The organism is Streptomyces sp. NPDC002958, assembly GCF_055563255.1.
In genome coordinates this window covers 1-18,176 of the sequence record NZ_JBVHDS010000036.1, presented here as the reverse complement: position 1 = coordinate 18,176, position 18,176 = coordinate 1, and the positions used below count along the sequence as shown (strand labels likewise).

Sequence of the window (18,176 nt, the reverse complement as noted above, 5' to 3'; positions counted from 1 at the left end):
TGCCGCGCGCCCCGTCCGCCGCCCGCACCCTGACGACCCGTTTTCTCCACAGACTTCACTAATGCGCCCCCTGGTCGCTTCATCGTCAGCAGGCACCAGTATCCCGCTTTGCAGGCCAGATCGGCTGCTTTCCGGCTCTTTCGCACATCCCGAATACACTCGCCTCGGATCACCGTCACTGCCACGCCGTCAGGGCGCGTTGCGGCAGGAGGGGCAGCGGCCGTACACGCCCTCCGTGAGGGTGGTGGCGATGAAGTCGAGTCCTACTGTGCGAGCGTCGGCTGCCAACTGCTCAGGAGTGAGCTCGCCGTCCGAGTACACGGAGTGGATGTGGCAGTCTCCGCGATACCAGCTGGCTCCTCGGCCACGCGCTTGCATAGGCGGGAACTCCGAGTCCGGCAGGGCTTCCTGGGCCGTCCAGGACCAGTGCCAGCCAGGGGGGCGCGGCCCGGTGACGGCGTTCCAGTCCGTCGGTGTCATCCGCTCCCGCACGGTGGCCAGGACCGGGTCGTCCGCGCCCGCCCAGTGCAGCCGGAGAGCGGCGGCATGGACCAGCTCGTCGGCCGGTCCCGCCCGGTGGGCGTCGCAGAGATGGAGGAGCGCCTCCCCGAGGTCCGCCGGGTCGCCCCGCAGGCAGAAGCGCAGACGCAGAGCCCAGCCGAGGTTGGTCGAGCACACGGCGCGCGTGTCCTCGTCCTCCACCTGAGAATCGTCGAGGGGAGAGCGCAGGTGGACAATGGCCTCGTCCAGGACGGCCAGCTCGCCCGCGATCCGGAAGCGGGCCACGAGCGCGGCCCCGGCGCGCGCGGTGACGATCGTCGCCATCGGGTGTCCCTGCCCCAGCATGAGCACCGAGTTCCGGAAGAGCCGGACCGGTTCGTCGAGGTCCAGGAGGCTCTGGGCGCTCCCGTCGGCCGTTTGGAACAGGTCCGCGGCCCGGTCGTTCCAGACATGGGCGATCGAGTTGCGCGCGGGGCGGGGCACTGCGTCCGCCCTCTCCGGAATGTGGCTGAAGATCTCAATGACCAGGATGAGGTCGGCTATGCTTGGAGGACGACTCGTCTCGCCCCTGTGACAGAGGAAGACCCCAAGCGTGCGCCGCGTTGGACATCGCTCCGCCCGGGGCCGCCACCGCCTCCCGGGCCGCGTCGACGTCCTCCTGCGCGTCCGGCGCGTGCAGGAGGGAGGCATCGCCCGCCGTCTCGTAGCGCGCGATGCGTTGTTCCAGTCGTCGGACGGCCTCGTCGCGCATGAGCCTCCTTGTCAGGGGATGTTCGCCGGACCGCCCGGGTCCGACATCCCGGCTCAATCGACTAGCCGCGCTGCGAGTCCCCAGCTCGTCACCGCACTCAGAGCGATCGGACCGCAGCTCGCCACCTAACGATCAATTCCGCCAACTATCGAGCAACGTCACAACCATGTGGTGGCAGGCGACTTGGTGCGGGAGCCCGGCGACTGTCCATAGGCGGGCCGCGCCGCGCACCGTCTACGACCCGGACACCGACGACGTCATCCAGGCCGAGCTCGCCGCCGACGCCGCGGCCGTCGCCGAACGGGAAGCCGCGCTGCGCGAAGCCGCCCACCGCATCGCGTGCCGCCGGATCGTTCCCACGCTCTCAGTAAGGATCCGCTTCGAGGGCTGCGACCCGTACGAGTTGCCGCGTCAGGGTACCTGCAGATCCCAGTCGAGTTCCCAGCGCCGTACAGCCCCGCCCGTGCCCGCGGAGAGGGCGAACCGTGCGTCCGGGCTGATCAGGACGGCCGACACCGCACCCTCGTGGCCCTCCAGAACGCACAGGCACCGCCCGGTGGCGAGTTCCCAGATCCGTACGGTGGTGTCGCTTCCGCCGGAGATGGCGAAGCGCGCGTCCGGGCTGAACCGCACCCGCTTGGATGGCACCTTGGGCACCGCGCTGAGTCCTCTCTGGCTGTCGGGCTCATCACCGAAGACGCGCAGACACGCGCCCGTCGCGGCGTCCCACAGCCGGATCGTACGGTCGGTGTACCCGCCTGAGGAGAGAACGTGCCGGCCGTCCGCACTCAGGCAGACCGACATCACTTGATGGGTGTGGCCGCGGAACGTCTGCACGCACCGTCCGGTGTTCAGGTCCCACAGCCGCACCGTCGCGTCCGTTCCCCCGGAAACGGCAAGCCCCGGCCCGAGCCAGAGTGCGGTGGCACTCGGATGCGGCGGCAGCTCCCGCTCGCACGCACCGGTGTCCAGGTTCCACAGCCGGATCGCGTCCTGTCTCGCCACCAGCGCCATTCGCGCGGCCGAGTCGAACGCAGTCACGCCCAGCGCCGACGGGTGGTCCACAACGGTGACCCGCTCACCGCTTCGGACCCACCACGCGGTGATCGTTGTGCCCGTCGCGTACATCGCCCGTGTCCCGTCATCACTGATCCCGACGGCGCCGACCAGGTGGGGCCGCTTCCTGGTCACGCGCTTGCAGGTTCCGCTCTCCAGATTCCACACCCGCACGGTGCCACCGACCCCGCCGGACACGGCGATACGGCCATCGGCGCTCGTGTCCAGGGCCACCTGCCCGGCGTCGGCTCCGGCGTCGAACACTCCGGCGGGCCACGCGGAGCGAAGGCCCACCCGGGTCGCGGACAGCCCGAGCTCGCGCCACGCGGCAAGCAGCCCCGGCTCACGCTCGTGCCCGGGTACCGCCCTGGCCTCGGCGAGCAACTCCAGGGCCGTGCGCGGCTCGTCGGCCGTCCGGGCGCGGTTCGTCAGGTCGGCCACCCTACTGCGGAACATGCTCAGCTCGGGATGCCGGCGCGGTCGGCTCAGCCGGGGCGGTGCGGTGTACCGCTCAGGCAGTGCCCACCAGCGAAGGTGATTGTCCTGCCAGGCGGTGCGCAGGACACCCGCCTCCGTGTCGAAATGGGCCGCGAGCACGCGGCTTCCGTTCCCTCGGAGGGTGCGCCAGCACCGTCCGTCCTCCATCGCCCACAGGCGAACCGTGTCGTCCACGTCCATGGACACCACCACATCGCCCGACATCGACACCCGGGGAAGCCTGCCCACACCCTGGAACACGCGGGCGCGTTCACTGCGGAAATCCCAGACCCGGATCTCCCCGTCACCCGCCACCGCCGCTCGCTCCGCATCGGCGGCGAGCCAGACCCCGTGGACACGCTCACAGCTGTCGAGCACGCGAACGCAGCGGCCTGTTGCCACGTCCCACACTCGTGCCGTTCCGTCCGCACGGCCCGCGCTGAGCACGAGTCGCCCATTGTGACCGATCGCCGCCGTCGCCTTGCTGTCGTGCCCGTCCAGGACCAGCCGGAGCGCACCACTGGGAAAGTCCCAGACGAGTACGATCCCGCCGTGGTACGCCGCGACGGCGACCCGTCCGTCGCCGCTGAGGCACACCGAGTTCGGCCACTGGAGTATCCGGTCCAGCCCCTCTCGGCGGCCATCGAAAACGGCGTCGAAGACCCGCAGGCAGCGCCCCTCGGCCAGGTCCCAGAACCGCACGGTGTACAGCCCGGCGGTGATCGCGTACCGGCCGTCGCCACTGATGCCGAGCTTGACGGGCTCCTCCTTCGGGGCGACCGGTGCCGGCACCTCCCGCAGGCACCGCCCCTCATGGACATCCCACTCCCGCAGCACCCCGTCGCACACACTGACCGCGCGTGTGCCGTCGTCGGTGAAGCAGACCCGGATGGACGGCGAGGCCGGCGTGACCTCCATGTCGAAGAACGGGTCGTACACCGCGTCGCGCTCCTGATGAACGTACCAAGCAACGCGGCGCGTGCCGCTCGACCGTCCGAACCGGGCCGCCGACTGTCGGCCGAGCAGCGCGTCGGCCTCGTCGTGGTCGCCGCGTTCCCGGTGCACCTCGGCGAGGAGTCGGCGGGCCTCGCCGGGTCCAAACTGCCCGGCGGCCGCCGCGTCGAGCGCCACGACGAGGTCCCCGTCGGTGATCTCGCCGCGCCGCCATCGCAGCAGACCGGCGTTGTACGTGGCGTTCAGGTGCTGCGGATCGACGGCGAGCGCAGTGGCGAACGCCTCGCCCGCATCGGCCGCACGGCCGAGGTCGAGCAGAGAGACCCCGCGGTTGTTGAGCTCGTCGGCCCGCAGGTCCGCGGCCGCCGGGACCGACCGCGGATACGGGGACCCGGTCACTCGCCGGTAGATCTCGATGAGTTCACCGGCGAACTCGCCCATGGACGCGGGCCGCGCGGCCGGGTCCGGGCTCAGGCTCCGCTCCAGCAGATCGGCAAGCCCGCACGGCAGGTCGGGTATGCCGGGCTCGACCCGCCTGCGCCGGATGGCCAGCGTCTCACCGGCCACGGCACCGAGCACCCAGCTGATCCCGCCGGTGAACATCTCCAGCACGGACACGGCCAGGCTGTAGATGTCGGAACGCCGGCCCACCTGCATACCCATCCCCTGCTCGGGCGAGGCGTAGGCGGGCGTCAGACCCCGGTTGGACACCAGCACGCTCATGCCCGCCGGGGTGCCCGTGGGCACCGGCCCGGTGACTGTGGCCCGCGCCCGGGCCAGGCCGAAGTCGGTCACCTTCGCGACGACTCCGTCCGCGGTGGCGTCGAGCAGCATGTTGGCAGGCTTGACGTCCTGGTGCACCACCCCACGCCCGTGCGCGTGGTCCAGCCCCCAGGCGGACTGCACCGCCACGTCGAGGATGCGGGCGAGCGCGCTGGCCGGGTCACCCGCGTACAGGCGGCGGTCGTCGATCCAGTCGCGCAGGCTGCCGTCGGCGACGTACTCGGCGAACACCCGTGGAAGCCCGTCCAGAACGCGTACGTAGTGGCAGGCGCACACGTTCGGATGCAGGCCCAGCGACACCCAGATCTCCGCCTCGGCCGTGAACAGGTCCCGCTCCTCGCCGGTACGGAAGAGTTCCGCTCGCGGGCACTTCACCGCCAGGTCGGTCGCCCACTCCAGGTGCCGGACCCGATACACCAGGCCCATGCCACCGCCCTCGTGCACCTGGGCAATCTCGTAGCGCCCGTCCACGACCTGCCCGACCCGCCATACCTCACCCACCACGCCGGCTTCAGCCCTTTCTCCGTATCACGTCCACGGCAGACACCTCGTTCGATGGTCCGCCCGCGTCGAGATCGGTGCGATCATCTCCGCACAGCATTCGCCAAAGCTCCACCGCCGCGTGCGACAGCCGCACGACCTCCGCCGCCGTCCAGAACAGCCAGAACAACGGCTGCGACGCAAACCCGTTGACGCGCGGGTCGAAAGTCCATCGAGATCGCGTGATCACGCTCCAGCCACGACTCGAACCCCCGAGTGCGGGCCGCCGTCTGCCTGCACTTCGAAGCCCTCGTCTTCGTCACCCTGCGCTGGGAGACCCCCGGCACCGTCACCGCCTTCGAAGAGGCCGCGTTGCCGACATCCCGCAGGTCCTCCAGGCCCAGCGCCTCTTCGGCGAACTCGACCACCTCCTACGCATTGCCATCACCGACCTCGCCGCCTTCCAGCAGCTCTACGACCGGCAGTTCGCCCGACTGCTTGGGGTCCAGCGCCTGACCTCCGCCCTCGTCATGACGAACTTCATCGACGACCGACCCCTATGCGAGTAGTTGCAAGAGGGGACACGCAGTTGCCCCTGCACTCGGAAAGATCACTTCCGCCTGGGGCGGCCGGGACAGGACCCAGCGGGGCGCAACGTTGTGCCCCCCTTCAGGAGCGCGAGACGGACGGTGGCAAGGCTGGTCCCCTCTCTGTCGGCAATCGCCTTCACTGAAAGGTGGTCTTGCTCGTACCAGCCGTGGCCCGTCCTCGCCGCACTCGTTTCCGTGCAGGCCTGGGTTGCTGCTTGGCGAGGACGGCTTTGACCAGGCATTCATGGGAGCAGCAGTCGAGGGGAGTTCGGCTTCGACGCGCCCGTCGGGATCGTGCAGGACGGTGTGGGTTCTGCTCGGGTGTCTCGCTGCTGGGCCGTTCCTGGCGGCCACGGCCGGGGCAGCCGCACGCGAGGGGGTGAACTCCCTGAGGGATCTCACTCGGTGGGGTGGTGCATGGGCCGCGGGGGATTCCAGGAGCCTCGGTCGGATCACTATCAACAGCAAGCGCCCCTGCGCTGGAGATCCCGGTCCACGGGCATTCGTTTGTTGAAGGAGAGCCGTATGGTTGTTCGTCGTTCACTTCTGTCCCTCGGCACCGCTGTCCTGACCTCGGCGTTGCTGCTGGCTCCTGTCCTGTCCGCCGAGGCCGCGGCGCCGACTGCGTGCAAGGGCTCTTCATGCACGGGGAAGAGCCCCCAGAGCGAGGGGTGCGGCTCTGGGGCCAAGGTCATCGACCGGGTACGGCCGGCGGGCGGCGGGCCGGAGGTGCAGCTGCGTAACTCGGCCCGGTGCAGTGCTGCCTGGGCGCGGATCGAGAAGGCGAACAGCTCCTGGCGGTTCAAGATCCAGATCCGGGGTGGTGCGTCGTATACGGCGAATGCCTCCCCCTCCTATGCCGCGTACACGCAAATGGTCGGGTCGAGCAACGCCTACCGCGCGTGCGTGGAGATCTATGACGGCCGAGGGGGCAGCTGGTCCTGCACCGGCTGGCACTGACCCGCATATCACCCGTCGGTCTCACTGAACGGTCACGACGGGGTGGCTCCTGGGGCCAGCGCAGCGCAGGGCTTGCCCGGGAGGGGACGGAACCGTGAGAACCAGCTCGTGCCGGATTGGCATGTTGCCCGGCAAGAGGGCAGCCGACCCGGTGTCGACGGACGCGGCTTCCCTTCACGTCTACGGGCCGGGAACGGGCGGCCCGTAGGCGCGGGTCTGGTCGTAGGTCAGTCGTAGGTCAGCAGTACGCGCTTGGTCCGGCTCCAAATGCCTGCCGCCGACCCGGGTAGCACCGACCCAGATCAACGCCGCGCGCCCAGCTCGACCTCGGCGACCGCGACGGTGCGCTGGAGAACCTCTCCCGCGCGTTCGACACCCCTCATATGGCCCGCATCCACCCCATGGGCCGCGAAGCGCTGCGCGTCCTGGTCACCCTGCACCGCCGCGCCAACCCCGAACTGAAGAGACTGTCCCGCCTCTCCGGCATCCATCTCTGAAGCCGCGCGGCGTACTAGCCGTCCTCAGTACGCCGGGGAGTCCTGGGGCAGGCGCGGCACGGGCCAGTCCGGGTTCCAGCGCCAGGATGTCCACTCGGCGGCGGCCGCGAACGCTCCGGAGCGGTCAACGAGCATCGCAAGGGCCTGGGCACGGGCGTCGTCGACGGCCTGGTGCTCGGTGTCGGTGACGATGCCGAGCCGTCGCACATGCGCGTAACCGGCCCGCTTCGCGACGATCCCCTCCGTGCCATCAGCCTGGGCGCCTCGTACCAGGCCAACGCCACCTCCGGGTCATCCAGTCGGCCGTCCCGCCAGATCACCGCTTCCCCGTGCAGAGTTTGCTCAGGTCCGCCCATACATGGGTGCCGGCCCCGTTGACGATGACCAGTTCCTCGATACGCGGCCCTTGCTCGTCCGCCCTCTGCTTGCACAGATTCTCTCGCACCTTGGCCCATTTCCTGGTCTCGAAGAGGGAACTCTCCAGGTCGGCCTTGGTCTGGTGGAACAAGTCCGTGAGGTTCGGCTCCAGATAGATCTGGAGGACACGCCTGAAGCCGGGGGGTGAGTTGTCGGCCAGGCCGTCCGTTCCGCTCGCTCCGGCCTCCCCGTTGAGCTGCTTGCCGCCCTTGTCCACGTTGTCCGGCAGATTCCTCCTGGAGCTGGCGGCCTTGACCTGGAACGCCTTTTTGATCTCCTCCCCTCCCTTGCGGGACACGGTGATGTAGTCCGCCTTGTACTTCTTTCCGTTGACCTCGTAGGCGCCGTCGTAGGTCACCTCGGTGTTCGGATCGGTCACCATCAGGTGGGCAACCTGCTCCAGCACGCGGATGTCACCCGGGTTGTCCATCTTGTTGGCTTTGATCACGTTCGCGGCCAGATCCTTGATGTTCGACAGGCGTCCTGAATGCGCGATCGCCGCCAGCAGGGGGAGCTGGCCCCGATCGTCGGCACTGCGCAGGGCCTCGACCGCGTCCTCGTTGGCCTTCGTGTCGTTGCCGGCGGCGTCCTTCGTCATCAGGTCCAGCAACTTCGCGACGGCCGGTTTCAGCGGGGTGGCGACGAACACGTCGTCCGGTTTCAGATTCCGCGCGTGCAGGCGCTGGGCCACCTTGGGATCGGGCCCGTAGTACGCGGACGAGTACACCCACACGGGGTCGACGTGCCGCACGGTCGTTCCCGTGCCGGCCGCCGCATTGGGGCGCGTCCCGCTCACCGTCCGAAACTTCCCCGGGGCCAGTACACCCAGCGGGTGGGCCCGGTCGGGAATGCCCGGGAAACTCACGTGCAGGGTGGCCTCCGCCGGCTCGTTTCCTTCGTTCGTGACGGTGTAGGAGTACGAGCACGGCTTGCTCGTGCACAGGTACGGATCGTCCGAGGAGGTCGTGAAGACCGGCCCCTGAGCGTTCTTCACCTTCTCGGCGGACGTCAGGGGAGGCACGGCGGCCGTCTTCGCCTCGTCGGCGGCCACGCGTACGGCTTTTGCCTCCTTGCCCGTGGCCGGATTCAGTATCACGTTGAGGTACGGGTTGCTGTACCTGTCGCTGTCGTCGGACGGCATCCGGTGAACAGCCGGGAGCGCCCGGCCGCCTGCCGTGTGACGCCAGGACGCCGACTTGACCGGGCTGGAGCGGGCCGGGCTGATCCCGATGGCCAGCACCGTGTGCGGTGCCCCGTCGGCAAGGACGACCGTCCAGTCCCGCGCGACATAGGACGTGGCCTTTCGGCCCCGCACGCTTTCGACGTCTTCCCGGACGACGGAGGGGTCGGAGGTGACCTCGCGCACGACGGAAGCGAGCGACGCGGGCTTCAGAGAGCCCGCATTCACGCCGAAGCTGTCGAGCATGTAGTAGCCGTCGCGTTTGACCGGCGCCACCCAGTGACCGCTGCTGGACAGATCCTTTCCGTAATGCGGGCCCTGCTGCGCCCAGAAGTCGTCGTCGCCCTTGAGATAGAGCTGGTCCGCGGACCACGCCATGGCGGCCCGGCCGGTCACCGGCATCCGGAGGGTTCCGCCGGCCTCGCCGTCGGAGGTGACGGTCAGATCGGCCCGGACCTCGGTCTTTCCGCCGCTCGAACGGTAGGCGGCCGACAGACGCACACCCGGCAGCGCCGCCAACGCCTTGGCCGCGGCGGCGCCCTTGGCCGCCACGGCGGCCGGGGACTCTCCGCCCGCCCCCTCGGAGTCCGCGTCAGGCCCACCGGAACCGACCGGCCGGAACAGGGCGACGAGCACGACCACCGCCGCCGCCAGTGACAGGCCCGCATACAGGCGCCGCCTGCTCCGGGGACCGGCCGCCGGTGCCGCGATGGGCGGGTGGGCCGGTGGTGGGGGAACGGTGGGGGGTGGAGAAGGGAAGGAGGGTGCCGTGTCCTCGGGCCGTGGGCTGTCCGGTGGCACGACAGGGAGAGGCGGCTGCTGCGGTGGCTCCGGTGTGCCCGCACCGCTTTCCGGCTGACGATCGTCCATGCTTCCCCCTTCGTCGCTGCCGGCCGTCGGCTCCGTCCGACGTTAGCCGCACGGCGAACTTTCTTTGGCCCAACACACTTTATTTGAGACCGAATTGAGGAGCCCACACAAGCGGCACGGTGTCAGCCGACTCGTCGTCCGCCAGGCCCTGACCACGTCACTCCCTCCCGCCCGCCAGCGGCCCGGCCGCTACCGCAAGACGCCGGTCATCGCCTCGGTCCACCACTTGGTGAACCCGACGATCAGCAAGGAGATGAGTGCGAAGGACATCTGGACCGCGCTGATGGACGATCACGGCGTCTCGATCTCCTTCTCCACGCTCACCGCCTACGTCCGCAACCAGCGGATCGGCTACCGCGCACCCAGCCCGCCGACCTGCTGAACGGACATTTCCCCGTGACCACCCGGCTGGCACCCCTGCCCATGCAGGTACGGCCGAACCTCGGCGAAGGGCTCGCCTCCTACATACGGCGCCTCGCCCGCACCAACCACCTCCTGGCCGTCCCGCAACCGATCTACGGCATCTGCGGCGCTCCGCTACTCGGCAGCCAACGACGCTGGTGCTCGAAGCGCTGCCGCCACACCGCCTACACCCGCCGACGACTCGACAGAAGCGACCTTCCCAATCCCGAACCCGCCTCTGACGCCCCGCCCAGACAGCGACCGACAACCTGCGCAGCATGCTGCGGTCCCCTCGGGCGAGGACCCACGAACCAGACTTGCGTCACGTGCTCACCCACCTGCCGCAATCGGCTCCACTACCTGCGCAAGAAGGCACGGCTCCGCCAGGAGCCTACGAGCGACGGCGTTCAGGACCACTCACTCAACCTTCGGTGAGAATCGCTCAACCTTCGCTGCGACAGGTCAACGGGCGCGGGAAGGAGATCAACCGACGGCAGCGCTGTGTTGCGGGCCTCCGTGCCCAGTGCAACGGTGTACAAGGACGACGGCCTGGCGAGGGACAGCCTTACGGGCGGCGGCACCACGCGTCGATAAACGACAGTCCCGCGCCCCACCATCCTTGGCGCCTGGCACTCAATGAATCAGCGCGTGTCCACGAACCGGGGGAAGCACACAGAAAGCGGGAAATTCAATGGCGAACGGCCCCATAGACAGGCGAGCCTTCGGCGAGCAGCCCGATCGACCCAATGGCCCCGTCACGGGCCAACGTACGGAGTACACCGGTCGGTACGTGGTCCTGCTCGACCCGAGCAACCAGGAGAGCGGACTCAACGCACTGCGTTCCTCCGCCGACATCGCGCCCGTCGAACGTGTCCGAGGAACCGAGGCCACGAACGTCGCCGAACTCCTCGAGCGCCCCGACGTATCGGTGCTCTTCGAAGAACTCGGCGCCGCCGTCGTCGAAGTGCGGCCCGAGATGCGCCACGCGCTGGTGACCACGGCCGAGGCGGAATCCTCGATCATCGCGGCCGAGCCAGAGCGCATGGTCTACGCCATGCCGATCACGGCCCCGCAAGAGGCGCCGACCGAGTTCTTCCCGGCCTACCGCAGCGACGAGGAAGTGGTTGCCCGCCATTCCAGAGCCGAAATCGCTGCTGCCCAGGGCCCGGCCTGGGACGAGCGGAACTGCACCTGGGGCCTGCTGGCGATCCGGGCCAACCTGTCCAGCCTGACCGGACGCGATGTGAAAATCGCCGTCCTCGACACCGGCGTGGACACCGACCACCCGGACCTGGTCGGGCGCATCGAGGCGACGACCTCCTTCGTACCCGGAGAGGCCGTAGAGGACGGCAATGGCCACGGCACGCACTGCATCGGCACGGCTGCCGGTCCGGCCAACCCCCAGCAGGGACCCCGCTACGGCGTGGCCTGCGACGCCCGCATCCTCGCGGTGAAGGTGCTCAGCAACGCAGGCAGCGGCACCGACGGCCAGATACTGGCGGGCATGGCATGGGCCATCGCCCACGGCGCGCGGGTGATCTCCATGTCGCTCGGCGCTCGGGTCCGACCGGGTGAGCTCTTCCCGCAGACTTACGACAAGCTGGCCCAGCGCGCGCTCGAGCGCGGCACAGTGATCGTCGCTGCCGCGGGCAACGACAGCGATCGACCCCCACGCATCGAGCCCGTAAGTCGGCCCGCCAATTGCCCCTCCATCCTCGCGGTGAGCGCGCTCGACAAGGCACTCACGCCGTCGTTCTTCTCCAACGGCGGCATCAATAGCCAGGGCGGCGAGGTCAACATCGCCGCACCCGGCAGGGACGTGCGCTCGGCTGCCCCTGGCGGCGGGTACCAGAACTTGAGCGGCACCAGCATGGCCACGCCGCACGTCGCGGGTGTCCTCGCAATGCTCGCCCAGGCGAACCCCAACGCTTCCGCGGCCGATCTCAAGGCCAGTCTGTTGTCCGGTGCGTTCCCGCTGATGCACCCCGTCAGGGACATCGGCTCGGGTCTTCTCCAGTCGCCGTGAGCGAGTTGTCCAACTCCGCGCCGGTCGGGGTCATCCTTGCGGTCGACCCCGACCGGTTCGTGGAAGTGGTCGAGGCCTTGCGTCGGGCCGGGCTGACGGTCACGGGCGAGCAGCCGATGCTCGGCACGCTCTCCGGCACCATCGCGGAGGGCCGGATCCCGGCCCTGAAAGCAGTCAACGGCGTCGAATCCGTCGACCGGGAGCGCACCGTCCAACTCCCCCCGCCCGAATCCCCGATCCAGTGAGTCCGAGAAACGGCCCCCGGGGCTGTTCGTCTCCGCGCCGTCCTTCATCAGTCCGGCGTCGATCGCGCGGTTTCACGCACGCCCCAGACGTCTGATCTCCTCCTCCGAGAACGACAACATGTCGGCCGGGTGCTGTGCGAGCAGCAGCTTGTGGCGCAAGTTCGCGACAGTTCGACGAGTACCCGGCGATGGTGGTCGACTTCGTCCGCCGGGCCGTGGAGCTGTCGGAGAGGACAGTGCCGTTCTGCGCGACCGGCCGGACGACCGAGCGGCAGGACGGCGAGCCGGTCACCGCCCTCGAGCCGTGCCTCGGCGCCTACGGTCACCTCGTCGCGCTCCGCACCGGCGACCTCGCCTACCTCCACGTCCACCCCGAGGGCGAACCCGGCGGCACCACCAAGCCCGGCCCCGACGTCTCCTTCATGACCACCGCCCCCACCGACGGGGCCTACCGCCTGTTCCTCGACTTCAAGCACCAGGGCACCGTCCGCACCGCCGCATTCACCGTTCACACCCGTCCCGTGCGGGACACAGCGACAGCGGTGGCAGTCAGGTGGTCCACTCCGAGGAGCACTGAGCGAGCGGGCCCCGGGTTCAAGGGCGGGTTGCGGCCGATGCCGTGAGGAAACCCAGTTTGGCCGCCCTGGCGCCGGCCTGGCTGCGGGAGCTGGCTCCCAGGACCGCCATGATCTCGGCGACGTGCCGCCTGTGCGTCCGTACCGACACATCGAGTTCGCGGGCGGCGGCCTCGTCGGTGATCCCCCGCTGGAGAGCGCCCAGTATCCGCCGCGCGAGGGCGGTCCGCTCCCCGAACACGAGGCTGTCGCTGGCCGGGGTGGCCCCGCTCCACACGCTCCGGAACAGGCTGCACATGGCGTGCACGACCTCGGGGGCACGTATCAGCGAGACCCTGCCGCCACCCGCGGGCCCGGCGACCACCAGGGCCGCCGCGTCGTCGACGATGAGCGCCTGGAGCGGGGGCACGGCGGCGACCCGGATCTCCACCAGGTTCTCGCTGCACAGCTGGTCGCGGACGAAGTCCTCGTCGAGCCGGCTCGGTACGGCCAGCAGTCGCACCGCCACCCCGGCCGCGGCCCGCCGCAGGTCGTGCTCGGCCCAGCTCAGGCGGGCGGCCTGCGCGGAGAGGGCCGGTCCGCGGGCGTGGACCATGTCGATGCTGTGCACGGCGCCGTCGATGAGTTCGCGCGCCGTGTCGAGCACGTCGGCGCATGTGCCGTCCAGCCGGGTGATCAGCTGCTCCTTGACGTTGCGGTCCCGGTGGAGGGCTATGGACAGCTCGATGAGCGCCTGCACCTCCAACAGTCCCCGCTCCAGCTCGTCTCGGGGTTCTACGGACGGCTCGGTCACGCGTTCTCGCTTTCCTTGCGGCGGGCGGGCCGTGAGGCCTTGGGGGGTGGGGGCGGGGGGAGTGAGCCCGGGGGGGATGACCGTCCACAATCGGAGCAGACCACTCCGCTACGCGGGTACGGCAGGCCCAGGCTCCTCGCGGGCGGTATCAGGCAGCCAGCAGCCCGAACTCGATGGCCCGGATGCCCACTTGGAACCGAGAGTTGGCGTCGAGCTCCCGCATGATGTCAGCGACGTAACGCCGATAGGTGCGCAGCGACACGTCGAGATCCCGGGCGGCGGCCTCGTCGGTACTGCCGGAGCAGAGCTGCCGCAGGACATCCCGGCCCAGCTCGGAGCGGAGTCGCGGACCGAAACAGAGATGACCGTTCAGCCGTCGGCGCCCGGCCCAGACACACGTGAACAGCAGCTCCAGGGCCTGGACGGTACCGACATCACGAATCACCGCGGCCACCCGGCCGCCCGAGGAGGCCACCGGGGTCCCAGGGAGCGCATCGGATCCCGCGGTCACCGTTTCCGCGCCTCCGGCCGTCACGCTTCCACTCTCTCCGGTTCCGATCTCCGCGACCGGGGTGGAGACCACGGCGGCAATGCCGTCCACGACGAGGGCGGCTCGCAGTTCCCGGTCCGTGACGCGGATCTCGGTGCGCGGCCGCCGCTCCTGGAAGCGGCCCAGCCGGTCGGCGTGGGCATCGGCGGAAGTGGCGGTGCACAGCACCCGCACGGACGGACCGGGCTGCACCCGGTCCAGGTGCCCGAGTACCGCATCAGTGAATTCCCCCGCCTCGGCGAGGGTGATGGCGATGTCGCGCCCGCCCATGTCCAGTGTCTGCGCTACCGCGCCGGCGAGATCACCGCTCCCGGCGTGCGACACAGGATCGCGATCGGGCAGCTCCAGCTGCCGCATCGACATCGAGAGCGTGGAGTCGATCAGCTCCCGGCCCCGGAAGAGCGCGTCCTGCAACCGGACGACACTGTCCTGCCTCCCCGGTCCCCCTCGGAGTTCCGCGAGCACATCTGGTCGTTCCGCTGCCACTGCCATTCGTGTGCTCCCCCCAGCACGCACGAGTGTTGTCCGCTCTCGCGCGCACGCAACCACGCGCTCGCATAGGTCTTGCCGGCTCGGCTGTCCGAAACCTTTCGCAGACTGGCGGATGCGATCGGAACCTTAGCCTCAGCTAATAAAGACTCAGCAATCCTCGAGAACGCGGCCAATATTAGGAGGAGCACCTAGGCTCGTCAACTCGCGTTCCAAAACCGGTCCAAGTTCACGATATACGTGCCGACCTGCGACTTTCATGGGCCATGGAGGGTCAACCCACCTCTGTGGCAAGGTCGTTACCGGCTCATTGCATACAATTCAATTGTTGAGAAGCGCAACAGTTCCACACGAGAAATTCACCTTCGCCTGGCCGTCGCCCACGGCACGCACCCCGTTAGCTCTCCGGTCGCTTCCTGCGGGTACACCGAGGGCGCCCGGGCTCGTACGTCCGCCGGAATGCCGGACCCGTACCGGCCCGTACCGGCCCCTGGCGGGGCCGGACACAAAAGGGCGCGGCATTCAGAACTCGGACCGCTAGGACGGGTGGCGCTCCGCTCGCTCGCGGACCCTCGCCAGCAGCCGTCGTACGGCCAGCGCGTGCGCGCCCGACTCGATGACCAGCTGCCGGTACCCGAAGCCCAGCGGCCCCGGGAACACCGCGTACGTACCCGCCACCAGCACCGTCCCCGGCCCGTCCGGCGCCGGTTCCAACGCGACCAGCAGCGTGTACCTCGAGAGGAAATGACGCCCGGTCAGGACGGCCCGAACGCCCGGCACCGACTCCACCACGCGCATTCCGGGCAGCGTCGAGCCCAGCTCCAGCGGCGGCCCCGAAGCGGCCACCGACTCCGCGCGCACCAGTCGGGCGTACGCCTTGCTGCGCCCGCCCCCCTTCCGCCCGACCACCTCGGTCAGCGTCTGCCACACCTGCGCGGCATCCGCGGCGACCAGCACCCGGTGCTCGTCCACGAACGGCAGCCCCGTCAGCGGATCCCGTGCGCCCGGCACGGAAGGCCACTCCGCAGCCGGCCGCCGCTCCCCGGCCCCGCTCACAGCGCCACCTTCCCGGCGACGACCTGCGCCCACTCGCGGTACCCCTGGGCGGAGGGGTGGAACCGGTCCCGGGCGAAGAAGTCCGGACCCATCGGCAGGACGTTCGTCGAACCGATCCACGTCGCCGCTTGGACGTCCGCGCACACCCGCTGCGCGACCTCGTCCAGCACGGCCGCACGCTCTCCCAGGTAACGGCCGAGTGTCCCGGGGACGGAGGGGAACTCCGCGAACGGCGGTATGCCCGTCACCACGACCTGATCGGCCCGCTGCGCGAGCTCGCCGACCACGGCCCCCAGATCGTCGCCCCAGTCCTGCGGACTGCGCCGGGTCAGTACGTCGTTGACCCCCGCCAGCAGGGCCACCACGTGGAGACCGCTGTCCAGCTCGGGCAGCAGCCGGTACCGGATGCGCCGCGCCGTGGCCCCGTACCGGCCGCGCACCGACCATTTCACGGGACGCCCGGTGCGCACGCTGAGCTCCCGCGCGAACTGGCCGGTGAACCCCTCCTCGTGCCGCTCCACGCCGCAGCCCGCCGCGGTCGATTCGCCGATCACGGCGATCCGCAGCGGTTCGGTCCCGGCCACCTCGCCGACCGTCCCGGAGTCCGGCCCGCCGGCGGGTGGCAGCGCCTCGGTGGACATGCGTACGTACAGCGCTTGCGCGGCCACGACGGGCATCAAGCAGGGGTGCATGAACGGTTCCCTAGGGGTGAGAGAGATCGGTCGCCGCGCGGAATTCCGGCCCGGCCGGCCCAGCCGTCCCGATCCTCCGAGCGCGGCTCGACAGTAATCTCCCCCGACTGGGCGGGCAACAACAGCCCGCACCAGGGCCCCAGTTCAGCACCGCGGCCCCGGTTCCGCCACGACGCCAACCTGGACAGTTTCGGTCAGGCAACCGGGCCGGGCCACCGCTGCGCCGGCGCAGCGACCCATTCCGCTCCCGGAACTTGGCAGCTTCCTGCCGTCGGCAGCCGGTTGCCTCCGACCCCCGCCTAGCCTCGGCCCACGACGACCTGCGAGAGCTTGAGCGACAACGGGGGAAATGCCATGACCGGCGCAGATCGGCAGCGGATAGCGATCGTGGGGATCGCGTCCCGGCTGCCAAACGCATCGGGACCAGAGGAGTTCTGGCGCCTGCTGGCCGAAGGCCGCGACGCCATCCGGGACCGTGCTCCCGAGCGCCCGTACGGCCCCGACCGCGGCGGATTCGTCGACGGCATCAACGAGTTCGACGCCGCGTTCTTCCACATGTCTCCCAAGGAGGCCGCGGACACCGACCCGCAGCAGCGCCTCGCCCTCGAGCTCGCGTGGCAGGGGCTGGAGGACGCGCGGATCGTCCCCGGCCCGGCGGGGGACCGGGACGAGGAGGCCGGGGTCCGCGCAACGCGGATCGGTGTCTTCCTCGGCGTCATGGCCGCCGACTACGCGGACCTCGTGGCCCGCGCGGACAGCCGCGACATCAGCCGCCACACCCTCACGGGCACCGCGCGCTCCATGATCGCCAACCGGATCTCGCACGCGCTGGGCCTGGACGGCCCCAGCATGACCGTGGACACGGGCCAGTCCTCCTCCCTCGTCGCCGTCCACCTGGCCTGCGAGAGCCTCCGCCGCAGCGAGGTGGACACCGCCCTTGCCGGCGGCGTCCACCTGATCGTCTCCCCGCTCAGCACCTCCGTGGTCGAGGCGGCCGGCGCCCTGTCGCCCGACGCCACCAGCTACGTCTTCGACGAGCGCGCCAACGGGTACGTACGCGGTGAGGGCGGCGGCCTGGTCGTCCTCAAGCCGTACGACCGGGCCGTCGCCGACGGTGACCGCGTGTACGCGGTCATCGAGGGCAGCGCCCTGGGTACCGGCACCGGCGACGGCCTCACCGTCCCCAGCGCCTCCGCCCAGGCCCGCACGACCGTCGCGGCCCTGGACCGCGCCGGCCTGGACCCGGCCCACGTCCAGTACGTCGAACTGCACGGCACCGGTACCCGCGTCGGCGACCCGATCGAGGCGGCCGCCCTGGGTGAGGCGTACGGGCAGGCCACCGGGCGTACGGCCCCGCTGGCGGTCGGCTCCGTGAAGACCAACATCGGCCATCTGGAGGGCGCCGCGGGCATCGCCGGTCTGATCAAGACCGCGCTGTGCGTGCACCACCGCTCCCTGGTCCCGAGCCTCAACCACGTCCGGCCCAACCCCGACATCCCGCTGGACGACCTGGGCCTCCGCGTCGCCACGGCCACCGAGCCCTGGCCCGCCACGGAGACCCCGCTGATCGCCGCGGGCGTCACCTCGCTGGGCATCGGCGGCACCTGCTGCCACGTGGTCCTCACGGGTGCGCCGGGTACGGAACACCAGGAGGCCGAGTCCGGGGCGGGGCACAACCCGACCGCCGTACCGGTCGTTGTGACGGGCCGCGACGAGGCCGCGCTGCGCGCGCAGGCCGAACGCCTACGCAGCCACCTGACCGCCCGACCGGAATCCGGGCTCCTGGACGTCGGTTTCTCAGCCGCCACCACCCGGGCGCAGTTGGAGCAGCG

Annotated in this window: 14 protein-coding genes and 1 pseudogene; 7 read left to right on the top strand and 8 right to left on the bottom strand. The window is 70.1% G+C overall.

Annotation, left to right across the window (positions count from 1 at the left end; translation table 11 throughout):
- Positions 1-189 precede the first annotated feature (189 nt).
- Positions 190-984: a PHP domain-containing protein gene (locus tag ACZ3IC_RS31995; protein ID WP_467421975.1), complete on the bottom strand. Its 795-nt coding sequence runs from the start codon at positions 982-984 to the stop codon at positions 190-192.
- Positions 985-1,663: 679 nt separating this feature from the next.
- A complete protein-coding gene (locus ACZ3IC_RS31990) occupies positions 1,664-5,026 on the bottom strand; it encodes a serine/threonine-protein kinase (RefSeq protein WP_467421974.1) in 3,363 nt (1,120 codons plus the stop codon).
- A gap of 218 nt (positions 5,027-5,244) precedes the next feature.
- Here ACZ3IC_RS31990 and ACZ3IC_RS31985 point away from each other — a divergent pair, with 218 nt between their 5' ends.
- Together ACZ3IC_RS31985 and ACZ3IC_RS31980 are read left to right on the top strand one after the other, a co-directional pair.
- Positions 5,245-5,571 carry an Lrp/AsnC ligand binding domain-containing protein gene (locus ACZ3IC_RS31985; RefSeq protein WP_467421973.1) on the top strand — a complete coding sequence of 109 codons (327 nt, stop codon included), beginning with the start codon at positions 5,245-5,247 and terminating at the stop codon, positions 5,569-5,571.
- A gap of 546 nt (positions 5,572-6,117) precedes the next feature.
- Positions 6,118-6,552 carry a DUF2690 domain-containing protein gene (locus tag ACZ3IC_RS31980; protein WP_467421972.1) on the top strand — a complete coding sequence of 145 codons (435 nt, stop codon included), beginning with the start codon at positions 6,118-6,120 and terminating at the stop codon, positions 6,550-6,552.
- Positions 6,553-7,073: 521 nt separating this feature from the next.
- On the opposite strand, the gene ACZ3IC_RS31975 is transcribed toward ACZ3IC_RS31980, so the two are convergent.
- On the bottom strand, positions 7,074-7,256 hold the full coding sequence (locus ACZ3IC_RS31975; protein WP_467421971.1) for a hypothetical protein: 183 nt from the start codon (positions 7,254-7,256) through the stop codon (positions 7,074-7,076).
- 109 nt (positions 7,257-7,365) lie between these two features.
- Positions 7,366-9,282, bottom strand: coding sequence for a hypothetical protein (locus ACZ3IC_RS31970; RefSeq protein ID WP_467421970.1), 1,917 nt, complete (start codon positions 9,280-9,282; stop codon positions 7,366-7,368).
- Between the two features lie 328 nt (positions 9,283-9,610).
- Here ACZ3IC_RS31970 and ACZ3IC_RS31965 point away from each other — a divergent pair, with 328 nt between their 5' ends.
- The 4 genes and pseudogenes from ACZ3IC_RS31965 to ACZ3IC_RS31950 form a co-directional block, all read left to right on the top strand.
- Complete coding sequence (locus ACZ3IC_RS31965) at positions 9,611-9,898, top strand: hypothetical protein (RefSeq protein ID WP_467421969.1); 288 nt, start codon at positions 9,611-9,613, stop codon at positions 9,896-9,898.
- A 711-nt stretch (positions 9,899-10,609) separates the two neighbouring features.
- Positions 10,610-11,944 (top strand): S8 family peptidase, encoded by a 1,335-nt coding sequence (locus ACZ3IC_RS31960; RefSeq protein WP_467421968.1) that lies wholly within the window; start codon positions 10,610-10,612, stop codon positions 11,942-11,944.
- Positions 11,941-12,189, top strand: a complete 249-nt coding sequence (locus ACZ3IC_RS31955) for a hypothetical protein (RefSeq protein WP_467421966.1) — start codon at positions 11,941-11,943, stop codon at positions 12,187-12,189. The genes ACZ3IC_RS31960 and ACZ3IC_RS31955 overlap by 4 nt, the downstream gene beginning before the upstream one ends.
- 272 nt (positions 12,190-12,461) lie before the next feature.
- Positions 12,462-12,812, top strand: a pseudogene (locus ACZ3IC_RS31950) (hypothetical protein); the annotation flags it as partial.
- Here the strand turns inward: ACZ3IC_RS31950 and ACZ3IC_RS31945 are convergent.
- From ACZ3IC_RS31945 to ACZ3IC_RS31930, 4 genes are all read right to left on the bottom strand, one after another.
- The gene (locus tag ACZ3IC_RS31945) at positions 12,784-13,557 is read right to left on the bottom strand and encodes a LuxR family transcriptional regulator (protein ID WP_467421965.1); all 774 of its coding nucleotides are present in this window, start codon (positions 13,555-13,557) and stop codon (positions 12,784-12,786) included. The pseudogene ACZ3IC_RS31950 and the gene ACZ3IC_RS31945 sit on opposite strands and share 29 nt — an antisense overlap.
- Before the next feature lie 148 nt (positions 13,558-13,705).
- Positions 13,706-14,599, bottom strand: coding sequence for a helix-turn-helix transcriptional regulator (locus ACZ3IC_RS31940; protein ID WP_467421964.1), 894 nt, complete (start codon positions 14,597-14,599; stop codon positions 13,706-13,708).
- A 534-nt stretch (positions 14,600-15,133) separates the two neighbouring features.
- Complete coding sequence (locus tag ACZ3IC_RS31935) at positions 15,134-15,607, bottom strand: hypothetical protein (protein WP_467421963.1); 474 nt, start codon at positions 15,605-15,607, stop codon at positions 15,134-15,136.
- Between the two features lie 41 nt (positions 15,608-15,648).
- Positions 15,649-16,344: an SGNH/GDSL hydrolase family protein gene (locus ACZ3IC_RS31930; RefSeq protein WP_467421962.1), complete on the bottom strand. Its 696-nt coding sequence runs from the start codon at positions 16,342-16,344 to the stop codon at positions 15,649-15,651.
- Positions 16,345-16,698: 354 nt separating this feature from the next.
- Here ACZ3IC_RS31930 and ACZ3IC_RS31925 point away from each other — a divergent pair.
- On the top strand, positions 16,699-18,176 hold a 1,478-nt coding region (locus ACZ3IC_RS31925), incomplete at its 3' end, for a beta-ketoacyl synthase N-terminal-like domain-containing protein (protein WP_467421960.1).

Coding starts and splice junctions, on each gene's coding strand:
- ACZ3IC_RS31960 (WP_467421968.1), top strand. CDS start 10,610: ATGGCGAACGGCCCCATAGACAGGCGAGCCTTCGGCGAGCAGCCCGAT.
- ACZ3IC_RS31980 (WP_467421972.1), top strand. CDS start 6,118: ATGGTTGTTCGTCGTTCACTTCTGTCCCTCGGCACCGCTGTCCTGACC.
- ACZ3IC_RS31940 (WP_467421964.1), bottom strand. CDS start 14,599: ATGGCAGTGGCAGCGGAACGACCAGATGTGCTCGCGGAACTCCGAGGG.
- ACZ3IC_RS31930 (WP_467421962.1), bottom strand. CDS start 16,344: ATGCACCCCTGCTTGATGCCCGTCGTGGCCGCGCAAGCGCTGTACGTA.